A 12,808-nucleotide genomic window follows, 5' to 3' on the forward strand; every position below is an offset into this window, starting at 1 on the left:
GAGTGGGAGGTGAAGGCGGTGGGACCGGTGCTGGTGCTGGTGCTGGTGCTGGTGCTGGTGCTGGTGCTGGTGCTGGTGCTGGTGCTGGTGCTGGTGCTGGTGCTGGTGCTGGTGCTGGCGCTGGCGCTGGCGCTGGTGCTGGTGCTGGTGCAGGCGCCGGTTCCGCGTCCACCACCGGTGCGGCTGGCTCGTCCGGCATGGCCGTGGCCGAACCATCGAGGCGCTCGGTCAGCAGCTGCTTGGCTGCATTCACGCGAGAGGTAGCCAGATCGATACCTTCCTTGACCTTTTGGTGGCGTTCGTCATCCGTGAAGCGGTCACCGAAGGTTTTATCCAGCAGAAAGTCCTGTAGCGCGACGGCGAACTGCCGGTACTCGGGCGTGCCGGCGCCAAAGCTGTCGGCCAAAGTGGTATTGATTTTTTTCTGCAAAGACTCGACGCTCGAGTCCCAGCCGGTTTGGGTCACCGATACCTTGAAGGCCCGCAGTATCTTGAGCTGCCGGTTGACCTTTTCGATCGCGCCTTCGATCACGGCCTTGTCGCGGGGGCCGAGGGATGGCGGTGAATTTTTGCCGTTGGACATGCAGACTCCTGATCCTCACGTGGACAGCCCACACTGTAACTGCAGCAATCGTGATTACAGCACCAGCAAGGCCCTGAAATCGTTAACGTTGGTATGGGTGGGCCCGGTGATGACCAGGCCGCCCAGCGGCTCAAAGTAACCATAGGCGTCATTGCGGTCCAGGTACTGGTCCAGCTTCATGCCTTTGGCCAGGGCGCGCTGCAGCGTGTCGGGCGCCACAAAGGCGCCGGCATTGTCTTCCACGCCGTCTATGCCGTCGGTATCGGCCGCCAGCGCATACACGCCTGGTTGGCCCTGCAGCCCGAGCGCCAGGCCCATGCAGAATTCGCCGGCGCGGCCGCCCCGGCCGCGCGGTGTGCCTTCGGGCTGCTTCTTGACCGTGACCGTGGTCTCGCCGCCGCTCAGGATCACGCAGGGCTTGCTGAAGGGCTGGCCCTTGTGCGCCACGGCGCGCGCCAGCGCCGCATGCACCTTGCCGACCTCGCGCGATTCGCCCTCCATCTCGTCGCTCAGGATGTAAGCCTGCAGGCCGGCCGCGCGCGCGGCGGCGGCGGCGGCTTCCAGCGACTGCTGGGGTGTGGCGATCATGTGGACCTCATGGCCCTTGAAGACCGCGTCGCCGGGCTTGGGGGTCTCGAGAGCGCCCTGCTCCAGCAGGCTCATGATGGCGCCCGGCACTTCAATGCCGTAGCGCTGCAATATCGCCACCGCGTCGGCGCAGCTGGTCGCGTCGGGCACCGTGGGGCCGCTGGCGATGATGGACGGGTCGTCGCCCGGCACGTCGCTGATGGTGAGCGTCACCACGCGGGCCGGTGCGCAGGCCGCGGCCAGGCGCCCGCCCTTGATGCGCGAGAGGTGCTTGCGCACGCAGTTCATCTCGGAAATATTCGCCCCGCTGTTGAGCAGCGCCTTGTTGATGCGCTGCTTGTCTTCCAGCGTCAGGCCTTCGGCCGGCAAAGTCAGCAGGGCTGAGCCGCCGCCCGAGATCAGGCACAGCACCAGGTCGTTTTCGGTCAGGCCCTGGACCATGGCCAGAATGCGCTGGGCGGCCGCCAGTCCCGCCGCGTCGGGCACAGGATGTGCTGCTTCGACGATCTCTATGCGTTGCTTGAGGCCCTCGGGCCGCGGCGGGATGTGGTGGTAGCGCGTGACGACCAGGCCTTCCAGCGGCGCATCGGCCGGCCACAAGGCCTCGACCGCCTGCGCCATGGAACCGCCGGCCTTGCCCGCGCCAATCACGATGGTGCGGCCGCCGCTTTCCGGCGCAGGCGGTTTGGGCAGGTAGCGCGCGGTGTTCTCCAGCGGCAGCGCGCGCATGACGGCGGCGCGGTACAGGTGCTCGAGGAACTCGCGCGGCTGTTTGGTGGCATCGGGAATCGTGTTGGGTGTCTTGGCGTCGGTCATTGAAATGTCTCCACCCTCGATTGTGCCGTGGTAACCGGGCAGTAACCCGACGGGCCGGAAGGGCTTGGGGGAATCCGGCAAAACACGCCCTGCCTAGAATGGTCTTTGAGCTCCAACCCCACTCATTCACCCTCCGAAGAAGAAAGCCCCACCGCATGAACGCCTACCTCGCCCTGGGCATTGCCATCGTCGCCGAAGTCATCGCCACCACAGCGCTCAAGTCCAGCGAGAGCTTCACGCGGCTGGTGCCTTCGCTGATCAGCATCGCGGGCTACGGCGTGGCGCTGTACCTGCTCACGGTCACCATGAAGTCCATCCCCACCGGCGTGACCTATGCCATATGGTCCGGCCTGGGCATTGTGCTGATCAGCATCGCCGGCTTTTTTGTCCACCAGCAGAAGATAGACCTCTGGGGCATGGTGGGCATGGCGCTGATCATCGCGGGTGTGGTAGTGCTCAACCTCTTCTCGAAATCGACCACCGCGTGACGGGGCCGGCAACCCGGCCCCTGCACCCTAATCAATCGCGACCTTGGCGTCCTTCACCAGCTTCGCGAAACGCTCGGTGTCTTCCGCGATCTGCCGTGCCATCTGCTCGGGCGTATTGCCCACAGGTTCGGCCCCTATGTCTTCCATCTTCTTGCGAAAGTCCGGCGAGTTGACGATTTTGACCAGCTCGCTGTTCAGGCGCAGCACGATGTCCTTGGGCGTGGCCGCAGGCGCTAGGATGCCAAACCAGGTGCCGAGGTTAAAGCCCTTGAGGCCGGCTTCGTCCAGCGTGGGCACATCGGGCAAGGCCGCAGACCGTTTGTTTGTCGTTACGGCCAGCGCACGCAGCTTGCCCGCCTTGATGTGCGGCAGCACCGGCGTGATGGTGTCAAAGGACATGGTGATCTGCCCGCCCAGCAAATCGGTGGTGAGCGGCCCGCTGCCCTTGTAAGGCACGTGCAGTATCTGCACGCCGCCCATGCTTTCAAACTGTGCCCCTATGAGGTGCTGGCCCGTGCCGTTGCCGTTGGAGCCATAGGTCAGCTTGCCGGGCTCCGCCTTGGCCAGCGCCAGCAGGTCCTTCACATTCTTCGCCGGGACAGCCGGGTTGACGACCAGCACATTGGGCACCAGCGCCACGGTGCCCACGGGTGCGAAATCCTTCTGGAAGTCGTAAGGCAGCTTTTTGTAGACGCTGGTGGCGATGGTGTGGTGCACCGCGCCCATCAGCAAGGTGTAGCCGTCGGCCTTGGACTTGGCCACAAAATCCGCGCCCAGCGTCGCGCCGGCACCGGGCCGGCTTTCCACCACCACGGGCTGGCCCAGGCTTTTCGACAGCTCCTGCCCCACGGCGCGTGCCAGCACATCCGTCGTGCCGCCCGCCGGGAAAGGCACGATGAGGCTGATGGGCCTCGCAGGCCATGGCTGGGCGAAAGCCGCGGTAGCCATCAGGCTGGTTGCTGCAACGGCTGTCAGGGCCAGCGAATGCGCCAGCCCTGAGAAATACCGGCCGCGTCCTTGTTGTTGTGATCGCATGTCTTGTCTCCTTTTGTCTGTTTTCTGGAATCAGGCCGCCGCAGTCACGGGCCTGGCGGTGTCGGCAAAGCAGTTGCAAACCGCTTTGGTGACTTGCGCCGTGGTGGCCTGGCCGCCGAGGTCGCGCGTGTGCAGGGATGCGTTGGCCGTCACCGCCTCGATGGCCTGCATCAGCTGGCCGGCGGCGGCGTGCTCGCCAAGGTGCTCGAGCAGCATCACGCAGCTCCAGAAAGTGCCGACCGGGTTGGCCAGGCCCTTGCCCATGATGTCGAAGGCCGAGCCGTGGATGGGCTCGAACATGCTGGGGTAGCGGCGCTCGGGGTCGATGTTGCCGGTGGGTGCGATGCCCAGGCTGCCGGCCAGCGCAGCGGCCAGGTCGCTCAGGATGTCGGCGTGCAGGTTGGTGGCGACCACGGTGTCCAGCGAGGCCGGGCGGTTCACCATGCGGGCCGTGCAGGCGTCGACCAGTTCCTTGTCCCAGGTGACGTCGGAGAACTCCTTGCTGATTTGCAGCGCGATCTCGTCCCACATCACCATGGCGTGGCGCTGCGCGTTGGACTTGGTGACCACCGTGAGCAGTTTGCGCGGCCGCGACTGCGCCAGCCTGAAGGCGTAGCGCATGATGCGTTCCACGCCGGCGCGCGTCATCATCGAAACATCGGTCGCCACCTCGATCGGGTGGCCCTGGTGGGCGCGCCCGCCCACGCCCGCATACTCGCCTTCGGAGTTTTCGCGCACGATGACCCAGTTGAGCTGCTCCGGCGTGCAGCGCTTGAGCGGCGCGTCTATGCCCGGCAGTATGCGTGTGGGCCGCACGTTGGCGTACTGGTCAAAGCCCTGGCAGATTTTCAGGCGCAGGCCCCAGAGCGTGATGTGGTCGGGGATGTGCGGGTCGCCCGCCGAGCCAAACAGGATGGCGTCCTTGTCGCGCAGCTCATCCAGCCCCTTGTCGGGCATCATCACGCCGTGCTCGCGGTACCAGTCACCGCCCCAGCCGTAGGACGTGAACTCGAAACGGAAATTGGTTTGCGCGGCAGCCAGGGCCTGCAGCACCTGCTGACCGGCCGGGACGACCTCCTTGCCGATGCCGTCGCCGGGGATGCAGGCGATCTTGTAGGTTTTCATGAAAGTTCCTCAGTTGTGAGGCGTCCAATGTAGCGATTGGCGGCAACAACAAAAGCTCGTAAAGTGAGGTCATTGTTAACTTCAGGTTACGAATGAATCCGTCCAACCCCGCACCTTCGGAAATGGCTTTTTTCAGCCTGCTGGCGCGTTACGGCAGCCTGTCGGCCACGGCGCGCGAGCTGGGCGTCAGCACGGCGGCCGTCAGCAAACGGCTGGCGCAGATGGAGGCCAGGCTGGGCGTGCAATTGCTCAACCGCACGACGCGGCGCGCCAGCCTCACGCAGGAAGGCGAGACTTACCTCACGCACGCGCGGCGCATCCTGGCCGACATCGACGACATGGAGCAGCAGGTCTCCAGCGCCGTGGCGGCGCCCAAGGGCCTGCTGCGCGTGAACGCCACGCTGGGCTTCGGCCGCAGCCACGTGGCGCCGCTGATCTCGCGTTTTGTCAAAGCCCACCCTGAAATGGAGGTTCAGCTGCAGCTCACCGTCAACCCACCGCCGCTGACCGAGGACGCCTTTGACGTCTGCATACGCTTTGGCGAGCCGCCCGACGCGCGTGTGCTCGCGCGCATGATTGCGCCGAACCGCCGCCTGCTCTGCGCCTCACCGGCCTACCTGGCGCGCCACGGCACGCCCAGGGTGCCGCACGACCTCGCGCGGCACAACTGCATAGGCATACGCCAGGGCGACGAAGCCTACGGCATCTGGCGCCTGTCGTCCGGCAAACACACGCAGGCCGTCAAGGTGCATGGAAACCTCAGCACCAGCGACGGCGAGATTGCGGTGAACTGGGCGCTGGACGGCCACGGCATCCTGATGCGCGCCGAATGGGATATCGCCAAATACCTGCGCAGCGGTAGGCTGGTGCAGGTGCTGGAGAACTACCGCACGCCGGCCGCCGATATCCATGCGGTCTACCCGACGCGCCACCAGCATTCGGCCCGGGTCAAGGCCTTTGTGGATTTCCTGGCGCGGCATTTTGAGAAGCCGTCGACACGGGCCGCAGGGCTGGCGACTGACTGGTAAGCGCTATTGCGCTTTGGCGCCCGCGTCGAACCAGCTTTTGATCACCTGCCGCTCCGCCTCGGTGATGCCGGTCGCGTTGTTCATGGGCATGAGCCGCGTTACCACAGCCTGCTGGTAGACCTGCGTGGCGTGCAGCTTGACGGCCGCTGGCGAATCAAGACGCACGTTTTTCATCTGTACCTGCTCGCCGTGGCACTGGTAGCAGCGCTGGGCCAGTATGGTTTGTACATTGGCATAGCCGGTGCCCGACGAGACGGCGGCTGATGCAACCGCGGCCGTGGGCGCCGGCTTCATCCAGACGATCACCCCAATGATCACAGCCACACCCACCATCGCATACCCCAGCGGGTGCCGGTTGCGGCCCAGCTTGTAGCCGTGGCGCAGCACAAAAAACTGGCGTATCGCCGCGCCGGCCAGCATCATCAAAATCAGCACCAGCCAGTTCTGCGGATGGCTCCAGGTGAAGCTGTAGTGGTTGCTCAGCATGGCGAACAGCACCGGCAGCGTGAAATAGGTGTTGTGCACGCTGCGCTGCTTGCCGCGCTGGCCGTGCACCGGGTCCACAGGCTCGCCGGCTTTGATGGCGGCCACCACCTTGCGCTGGCCGGGGATGATCCAGAAAAACACATTGGCGCTCATGGCGGTGGCCATCATGGCGCCCACCAGCAAAAAGGCCGCGCGGCCGGCAAACCAGTGGCAGGCCAGCCAGGACGCGATGCAGACCAGTACCGCGACCATAGCGCCGACGATGGCGTCGCCGTTCTTGCCTTTGCCAAACAGCTGGCAGATGCCGTCGTAGAGCATCCAGAACACCACAAAGAAAGACAGCGCCACAGCAGCGGCTGCGCCAGGCGACCAGTTCATCAGCGACTTGTCGACCAGGTAGGTGCCGGCATGCCAGAGATAGGACACCGTGAACAGCGCAAAGCCCGACAGCCAGGTGCTGTAGCTCTCCCAGTAAAACCAGTGCAGGTGGGCCGGCAGCTGCGGCGGCCTGACGGCGAATTTGACGGGGTGGTAAAAACCGCCGCCATGCACGGCCCAGAGCTCGCCGCTCACGCCCTGCTTCTTGAGGTCTTCATCCACGGGCGGCGTGAGGCTGCTGTCGAGGAAGACAAAATAAAACGAGGAGCCGACCCAGGCGATGGCGGTGATGACGTGGACCCAGCGCAGCAGCAGGTTGGCCCAGTCGAGTAGATAGTTTTCCATAGCGCTCAACTTGTGCAAGGCTGCTCACCACTGCGGGCGCTGTAAGCAGAAAACGGGTCACGAACAAGAGAAAGCTTGTGGTTCGGCCACCCGCTTTCCCGGCTCCGCTGCGACCTGGTGGTGCAAGTTTATCGGCTTTGACGCTCAGCGCAAAGCCTTCGCGGCCTTCTCCCGGTTTGCATCGATGGTCTGCAGCAACTGGGCAGCGACGGCAACGGCGATGACCTCGGGCTCCTTGCCCGTGATGCCCGGCACGCCTATGGGGCAAGTGACATGCGCAAGCTCGGCCGCCGTGAAGCCCCTGGCCTCCAGCCGGTGGCGAAAGGCCGCCCATTTGCTCTTGCTGCCTATCAGGCCGATGTAGGGCAAATCACCCTGCTCGCGCTGGCGCTTCAGGCAGGCGGCCAGCACATCCAGGTCTTCGGCATGGCTGAAGCTCATGATCAGCACACGCGATTGCGGCGCCAGGCCGGGCACGGCGGCCTGYACCGGATCGGAGTGTTCGCAGCGCACGCGCGGCGGCACGCTGTCCGGGAATATGCCGTCGCGGCTGTCTATCCAGCTCAGCTCAAACGGCAAAGGCGCCAGCACCCGCGCGAGCGCATGGCCGACGTGGCCGCCGCCGAACAACGCCACCGGCGTAAGCCGCGGCGAGCCCAGCCGCTGCGCCAGCGCCGCCGCATCGCCGGCCTGCACCCGCTCAAAGCGCAACTGCACCACGCCGCCGCAGCACTGGCCCAGCGAAGGGCCCAGTGCCACGCGCACCAGTGCCTCGGCATCCGCCGGGGTATCGCCGCCGAGCATCGCACGGGCCCGCGCGATAGCCTCGTATTCCAGGTGGCCGCCGCCTATGGTGCCCACGATGTCGTCGGCGAACACCGCCATCCAGGTGCCCGCCTCGCGCGGAACCGAGCCCTGGGTTTGGGCCACCTGCACCAGCATCGCCGGCGACAAAGCCAGGCGGGCCAACAGGGAATCCAGTAACAAACCGGTGTTGCGAGAAACCATTGGTGACGTGTTTGCGCTGTAAGCGGATGAAATAGTGGGCTAAATTAGACCTTAGCACCACCCGGGCAGCGCGCGCTTCCCACGCATGATGACGGGTATACGCAAAATCCCATGAACCGCCGAAAGGCAAACCATGACAAAACCCGAGATGCCTTCTTCTCCTTCCTCCACCGCCCCGCGCCGCTTCTGGCTGGTGGCCCTGCTGTCCGCCGCGGCCGCCGCCGTGGTCAGCGCCTGCAAGACCGCGCCCGAGACCACGCCCGCGCCCGCCGGCTCTGCCACCGCACCCGACTCACCAGTCATCGGACCTATCGCGGGCCCGAAAGGCTCGGCCAGAAGCTCAGGGGCGACCACGCCGCGCGCTTACCGGGAAGACGGCGCCACGCACATTTACGGCCTCAATCACGAGCGCGTCTACAAGGGCCGCATGCCGCCGCTGCTGTATGCGGTGGGCGTGCTCAATGTGGAAATCGATCGCACCGGCCGCGTGACCCACATGGACTGGATGCGCGCGCCCAAACATGCGCCCGAAGTGATGGCGGAAATCACCAAAATGATCCAGGAAGCCTCGCCTTTCCCGGCACCCACACGCCTGGGCAAGGTGGTCTATACCGACACCTGGCTGTGGCACAAGAGCGGGAAGTTCCAGCTGGACACGCTCACAGAAGGACAGGACTGATTAGCCCCCACGCTTTTCACTTCACCTTCGGCTGCGTGTAATGCGCGAGGCCTTGCAGGCCGCGGCTCGCGAGACGCTTCGCCTCTGTCGCCCGTCCAAGCCTGCGCAGGCAGGCTTGGAGCCGCGGGCTCCAGCCCCTCGGGGCCGCCCGCCTGTGGCCCGGCAAAGCCGGCTCCACGGCTCATGCTGGTATTAGACGGCTCGCTTCGCATCGCTTTGGGCCGTTTATTGTGGGTAACGCGTTGCTCTGTCTTACTCCCTCTCCCTCTGGGAGAGGGTGGGGGTGAGGGCCGGCGGCGTATGAACGAGTCGGGAACATCCAAACAGGGATTCCCCGAGCGCCCTTACTCGATCTGCAAGTTCTGCGTCTTCACCACGTTCCGCCAGGCACGGTAGTCAGCCTCAATGAAGTGACCCAGCAGCGCAGGTGAGCCGGGCGCCGCTTCGACGGCATCGGCCTTGAAGCGGGTGACGACCTCGGGCATGGCGACGACCTTGTTGATGGCAGCATTCAAGGTGTTGACGATGGCCGGCGGGGTGCCGGTGGGGGCCATGAGCGCGAAGTAGTTGACCACGTCGATGCCGGGCAAGCCGGCTTCGGCCATGCTGGGTACGTCGGGCAAGGCGCTGGAGCGTTTGGCGCTGGTCACGGCCAGCGGCTTGACGCTGCCGCTCTTGATGAAGGGCAGCAGCGCCGGGATGGTGCCGGTGACGAGGTGGATCTGCCCCCCAATCATGTCCATGGTAGCGGGCGCAACGCCGCGGTAGGGAATGTGGGTGATAAAGGTGCCGGTGCGGGACTTGAGCAATTCCAGCACCAGGTGGTTGACGCCGCCCGCGCCGGCCGAGCCGTAATTGAGCGCGCCGGGCTTTTGCTTGGCCAGGGCCACCAGTTCTTTCATGGTGTTGGCCGGCAGTTTGGTGTTGGCGGCCCAGACCAGCGGGCCGCTGGCGATCATGCCGACCGGCGTGAACTGGCGCAGCGGGTCGTAGTTGGCGCTGGGCAGCGAGGCCGCCACGGTGGTGAAAGGCGATGCCACCAGCAGCAGGGTATAGCCGTCGGCCGGCGACTGCGCCACAAACTGCGTGCCGATCGCGCCCGAGGCACCGGCGCGGTTGTCGACCACAAAGCTGGCGTTCAGGACTTCACCGAGTTTTTGCGCGACCAGGCGCGCCATCGCGTCGGTGCCGGCGCCGGGCGCGAAGGGCACCACGATTTTGACCGGGCGGTCCGGGTAAGCGCCGGAAGGGCCTTGCGCCATGGCGGCGGGAAGCGCCAGGCTGGCGGCGGTGCCTGCGGACAGCAGCAGGGCTTGGCGGCGGCTCAGGGCGCCCATTGGCTTGACATTCATGGGGGAGGCGGAAGAAGTGATCAAAACCGTCGATTGTCGCCGCGCCCCATGACGCGGGGATGACACGGCGGCGACCGTGTTTTCCCTGAGGGCGCCGCCGGGGCCCGCTCAGCTGCCGCGATAGGTGGAGTAGCTCCAGGGACTGACCAGCAGGGGGACATGGTAGTGCGCGCTGGTATCGGCCACACCGAAGTCCAGGCTGACCTGGTCCAGGAAGGCAGGCTCAGGCAAGGTCACGCCGCGTGCCTTGAAGTACGCCGCGACCTCAAACACCAGGCGGTAAGTGCCCGCTTTCAGGCTGGCGTTGTCATAGAGCGGTCCATCGGGATTGCGGCCGTCGCTGTTCAAGGTGAAGGCCTTCACCAGTGTCGCCTGCCCCGCCTGCGTGGTGAACAGCGACACCTTCATGCCGCCCGCAGGCACGCCGTGCATGGTGTCCAGTACATGTGTGCTCAAGCCCATGGCAGTCCCTTTGTGATTTTGGTTTACCAAAAGTGTATACAGTTTTTGAATTTAGGGCTATCATGGCCCGATGGAAGCATCAACCACCCATGCCATCGTCGAGGCGCTGACTAAGGCCATTGTGGAGCACAGGCTGCACCCGGGCACCAAGCTGGCCGAACAAAAACTCGCCGACCATTTCGGCGTTTCGCGCACGCTGGTACGGCAGGCGCTGTTCCAGCTCTCACAAAACCGGTTGATACGCCTGGAGCCGGCGCGCGGCGCCTTTGTGGCCGCGCCTTCGGTGATGGAAGCGCGCCAGGTGTTCGCCGTGCGCCGCATGCTGGAAGCCGAAATGACGCGCGCCTTTGTGCGCGAGGTCACGCCCGCCAAGATCAAGGCGCTCAAGGAACACGTGGCGCGCGAGAAATCCTCACTGAACGACGTGCCCGGCCGCACCGAGCTGCTGGGCGACTTCCATGTGCGCATGGCCGAGCTCATGGGCAACGAGGTGCTGGCACAGCTGCTGGGCGAGCTGATCTCGCGCTGCGCGCTGATCACCCTGATGTACCAGACAGCCACTGCCGCCGAACACTCCAACGACGAGCACGCCGAAATCGTCAAGGCCCTGGCCGCCAAGGACGAAGCCCTGGCCGTGCGCCTGATGACCGAACACCTGCTGCACGTCGAGGAAAACCTGGCCTTCGACCGCAAGGTGCCGACCAACGATATTTCGATGGCGCTGTCATGAGTACAAACTACCCAAGAGATTTGATTGGCTACGGTCGCAACCCGCCGCATGCGCAATGGCCCGGCCAGGCCCGCATCGCCGTGCAGTTCGTGCTCAATTACGAAGAAGGCGGCGAGAACTCGGTGCTGCACGGCGACGCCGGCTCCGAGCAGTTCCTGTCCGAAATGGCCAACCCGCCCAGCTATGCCGACCGCCACCTGAGCATGGAAGGCATTTACGAATACGGCTCGCGCGTGGGCGTGTGGCGCATCCTGCGCGAGTTTGAAAAGCGCCAGCTGCCGCTGACCGTCTTCGGCGTGGGCATGGCGCTGCAGCGCCACCCCGAGGTCGCCGCGGCCTTCACCGAACTCGGCCATGAGATTGCCTGCCACGGCTGGCGCTGGATCAACTACCAGCAAATCGACGAAGCCACCGAGCGCGAACACATGCGCCTGGGCCTGGACGCGATCGAAAAGCTCACCGGCACGCGGCCGCTGGGCTGGTACACCGGCCGCGACAGCCCCAACACGCGCCGGCTGGTGGCCGACGACGGCCGGCTCGAATACGACAGCGACTACTACGGCGACGACCTGCCCTTCTGGACCGAGGTCACACGCACCGACGGCGCCGTCGTGCCGCGGCTGGTCGTGCCCTACACGCTGGACACCAACGACATGCGTTTTGCCCTGCCCCAGGGCTTTGCGCAGGCCGAGGACTTTTTCATCTACCTGCGCGACAGCTTTGACGCGCTGTATGCCGAAGGCGACGAGTCGCCCAAGATGCTCAGCATAGGCATGCACTGCCGGCTGCTGGGCCGGCCCGGCCGCATCGTGGCACTGCAGCGTTTCCTCGACCACGTGCAAAAACGCGACCGCGTCTGGGTCTGCCGCCGCCTCGACATCGCCCGCCACTGGCAGGCCACCCACCCTTACATGCCCCGGCAGGAAAGCTGAACATGGCCATCACCCTTGAACAGGTCAACACCGCGCCGCGCGACCAGGCGCTGCAACTGCTGGACGGGCTTTACGAGCATTCGCCCTGGGTCGCTGAAAAAGCCCTGGACGCCCGACCCTTCCGCTCGCTGGCGCACCTCAAGCACGCCATGGCCCAGGTGCTGCGGGGCGCTGGCAAGGACGCACAGATCCAGCTCATCAAGGCCCACCCGGAACTCGCGGGCAAGGCCATGGTGAGCAAAAGCCTCACGGCCGAATCGACGAACGAACAGAGTAAAGCCGGCCTGGCGGATTGCACGCCCGAAGAATTCGCCACGCTGCAAAAACTCAATGCCGACTACAACGCGAAGTTCGGCTTCCCGTTCATCCTGGCGGTGCGCGGCCCGCGTGGCACCGGCCTGAGCCGGCAGCAGATCATCGAGACCTTCGCCCGCCGCCTGCTCAACCACCCCGACTTCGAGCTGCAGGAAAACCTGCGCAACATCCACCGCGTGGTGGAGCTGCGGCTCAACGACAAGTTTGCCGCCACGCCCGCGCTGGGCAACGACGTCTGGGACTGGCATGAAGCCCTGTCCCAGTACAGCGACCCGGGCTACCTTGAAAAAGGCCAGCTCACGGTGACCTACCTGACCGATGCGCACCGCGCCTGCGCGGCCTACATCAGCAGCACCATGCGCGATTGCGGCTTTGATGAAGTGGGCATCGATGCGGTGGGCAATGTGGTAGGTATTTACCGCGCGGGCCCCCACCCCAACCCTCCCCCAGAGGGGGAG

Annotated in this window: 14 protein-coding genes; 7 read left to right on the top strand and 7 right to left on the bottom strand. The window is 65.2% G+C overall.

Annotated features, from left to right (window positions below; genetic code table 11):
- Nucleotides 1-9: 9 nt before the first annotated feature.
- Entirely contained in the window at nucleotides 10-264 is a 255-nt protein-coding gene (locus AC1DXS_RS15195) for a hypothetical protein (protein ID WP_477738316.1), read from the top strand.
- 373 nt (nucleotides 265-637) lie between these two features.
- Here the strand turns inward: AC1DXS_RS15195 and AC1DXS_RS15200 are convergent, their stop codons facing one another.
- Nucleotides 638-1,987 (bottom strand): glycerate kinase type-2 family protein, encoded by a 1,350-nt coding sequence (locus AC1DXS_RS15200; protein ID WP_477738317.1) that lies wholly within the window; start codon nucleotides 1,985-1,987, stop codon nucleotides 638-640.
- A gap of 155 nt (nucleotides 1,988-2,142) precedes the next feature.
- On the opposite strand from AC1DXS_RS15200, the gene AC1DXS_RS15205 reads away from it, so the two are divergent.
- A complete protein-coding gene (locus AC1DXS_RS15205; protein ID WP_477663560.1) occupies nucleotides 2,143-2,475 on the top strand; it encodes a DMT family transporter in 333 nt (110 codons plus the stop codon).
- Between the two features lie 27 nt (nucleotides 2,476-2,502).
- On the opposite strand, the gene AC1DXS_RS15210 is transcribed toward AC1DXS_RS15205, so the two are convergent.
- Together AC1DXS_RS15210 and AC1DXS_RS15215 are read right to left on the bottom strand one after the other, a co-directional pair.
- Entirely contained in the window at nucleotides 2,503-3,423 is a 921-nt protein-coding gene (locus tag AC1DXS_RS15210) for a Bug family tripartite tricarboxylate transporter substrate binding protein (protein ID WP_477738330.1), read from the bottom strand.
- A gap of 117 nt (nucleotides 3,424-3,540) precedes the next feature.
- Nucleotides 3,541-4,635 carry a tartrate dehydrogenase gene (locus AC1DXS_RS15215; RefSeq protein ID WP_477738318.1) on the bottom strand — a complete coding sequence of 365 codons (1,095 nt, stop codon included), beginning with the start codon at nucleotides 4,633-4,635 and terminating at the stop codon, nucleotides 3,541-3,543.
- A 92-nt stretch (nucleotides 4,636-4,727) separates the two neighbouring features.
- On the opposite strand from AC1DXS_RS15215, the gene AC1DXS_RS15220 reads away from it, so the two are divergent.
- A complete protein-coding gene (locus tag AC1DXS_RS15220) occupies nucleotides 4,728-5,663 on the top strand; it encodes a LysR family transcriptional regulator (protein WP_477738319.1) in 936 nt (311 codons plus the stop codon).
- Between the two features lie 3 nt (nucleotides 5,664-5,666).
- On the opposite strand, the gene AC1DXS_RS15225 is transcribed toward AC1DXS_RS15220, so the two are convergent.
- Nucleotides 5,667-6,872: a urate hydroxylase PuuD gene (locus AC1DXS_RS15225; protein ID WP_477738320.1), complete on the bottom strand. Its 1,206-nt coding sequence runs from the start codon at nucleotides 6,870-6,872 to the stop codon at nucleotides 5,667-5,669.
- Between the two features lie 144 nt (nucleotides 6,873-7,016).
- Nucleotides 7,017-7,880, bottom strand: coding sequence for a xanthine dehydrogenase accessory protein XdhC (gene xdhC / locus AC1DXS_RS15230; protein ID WP_477738321.1), 864 nt, complete (start codon nucleotides 7,878-7,880; stop codon nucleotides 7,017-7,019).
- A gap of 148 nt (nucleotides 7,881-8,028) precedes the next feature.
- On the opposite strand from xdhC, the gene AC1DXS_RS15235 reads away from it, so the two are divergent.
- Nucleotides 8,029-8,559, top strand: a complete 531-nt coding sequence (locus AC1DXS_RS15235) for a hypothetical protein (RefSeq protein WP_477738331.1) — start codon at nucleotides 8,029-8,031, stop codon at nucleotides 8,557-8,559.
- Between the two features lie 344 nt (nucleotides 8,560-8,903).
- Here AC1DXS_RS15235 and AC1DXS_RS15240 read toward each other — a convergent pair whose 3' ends face one another.
- Together AC1DXS_RS15240 and uraH are read right to left on the bottom strand one after the other, a co-directional pair.
- On the bottom strand, nucleotides 8,904-9,911 hold the full coding sequence (locus AC1DXS_RS15240; RefSeq protein ID WP_477738322.1) for a tripartite tricarboxylate transporter substrate binding protein: 1,008 nt from the start codon (nucleotides 9,909-9,911) through the stop codon (nucleotides 8,904-8,906).
- A 108-nt stretch (nucleotides 9,912-10,019) separates the two neighbouring features.
- Nucleotides 10,020-10,373 carry a hydroxyisourate hydrolase gene (uraH, locus tag AC1DXS_RS15245; protein ID WP_477738323.1) on the bottom strand — a complete coding sequence of 118 codons (354 nt, stop codon included), beginning with the start codon at nucleotides 10,371-10,373 and terminating at the stop codon, nucleotides 10,020-10,022.
- A 70-nt stretch (nucleotides 10,374-10,443) separates the two neighbouring features.
- Between uraH and AC1DXS_RS15250 the strand changes: the two genes are divergently transcribed.
- The 3 genes from AC1DXS_RS15250 to uraD all read left to right on the top strand — a co-directional run.
- The gene (locus AC1DXS_RS15250) at nucleotides 10,444-11,103 is read left to right on the top strand and encodes a GntR family transcriptional regulator (RefSeq protein ID WP_477738324.1); all 660 of its coding nucleotides are present in this window, start codon (nucleotides 10,444-10,446) and stop codon (nucleotides 11,101-11,103) included.
- Nucleotides 11,100-12,035, top strand: coding sequence for an allantoinase PuuE (gene puuE, locus AC1DXS_RS15255; RefSeq protein WP_477738325.1), 936 nt, complete (start codon nucleotides 11,100-11,102; stop codon nucleotides 12,033-12,035). Before AC1DXS_RS15250 ends, puuE begins: the two co-directional genes overlap by 4 nt.
- 2 nt (nucleotides 12,036-12,037) lie before the next feature.
- Nucleotides 12,038-12,808: 2-oxo-4-hydroxy-4-carboxy-5-ureidoimidazoline decarboxylase (gene uraD, locus AC1DXS_RS15260; RefSeq protein ID WP_477738326.1), on the top strand; the 771-nt coding region annotated here is incomplete at its 3' end.

The sequence above is a fragment of the Polaromonas sp. P3_B1 genome (genome assembly GCF_056402935.1).

Excerpts from the sequence above, each read along its gene's own strand:
- AC1DXS_RS15200 (WP_477738317.1), bottom strand. The coding sequence starts at position 1,987 with ATGACCGACGCCAAGACACCCAACACGATTCCCGATGCCACCAAACAG.
- AC1DXS_RS15205 (WP_477663560.1), top strand. The coding sequence starts at position 2,143 with ATGAACGCCTACCTCGCCCTGGGCATTGCCATCGTCGCCGAAGTCATC.
- AC1DXS_RS15210 (WP_477738330.1), bottom strand. The coding sequence starts at position 3,423 with ATGGCTACCGCGGCTTTCGCCCAGCCATGGCCTGCGAGGCCCATCAGC.
- AC1DXS_RS15215 (WP_477738318.1), bottom strand. The coding sequence starts at position 4,635 with ATGAAAACCTACAAGATCGCCTGCATCCCCGGCGACGGCATCGGCAAG.
- AC1DXS_RS15220 (WP_477738319.1), top strand. The coding sequence starts at position 4,728 with ATGAATCCGTCCAACCCCGCACCTTCGGAAATGGCTTTTTTCAGCCTG.
- AC1DXS_RS15225 (WP_477738320.1), bottom strand. The coding sequence starts at position 6,872 with ATGGAAAACTATCTACTCGACTGGGCCAACCTGCTGCTGCGCTGGGTC.
- AC1DXS_RS15235 (WP_477738331.1), top strand. The coding sequence starts at position 8,029 with ATGCCTTCTTCTCCTTCCTCCACCGCCCCGCGCCGCTTCTGGCTGGTG.
- AC1DXS_RS15240 (WP_477738322.1), bottom strand. The coding sequence starts at position 9,911 with ATGAATGTCAAGCCAATGGGCGCCCTGAGCCGCCGCCAAGCCCTGCTG.
- uraH (WP_477738323.1), bottom strand. The coding sequence starts at position 10,373 with ATGGGCTTGAGCACACATGTACTGGACACCATGCACGGCGTGCCTGCG.
- AC1DXS_RS15250 (WP_477738324.1), top strand. The coding sequence starts at position 10,444 with ATGGAAGCATCAACCACCCATGCCATCGTCGAGGCGCTGACTAAGGCC.
- puuE (WP_477738325.1), top strand. The coding sequence starts at position 11,100 with ATGAGTACAAACTACCCAAGAGATTTGATTGGCTACGGTCGCAACCCG.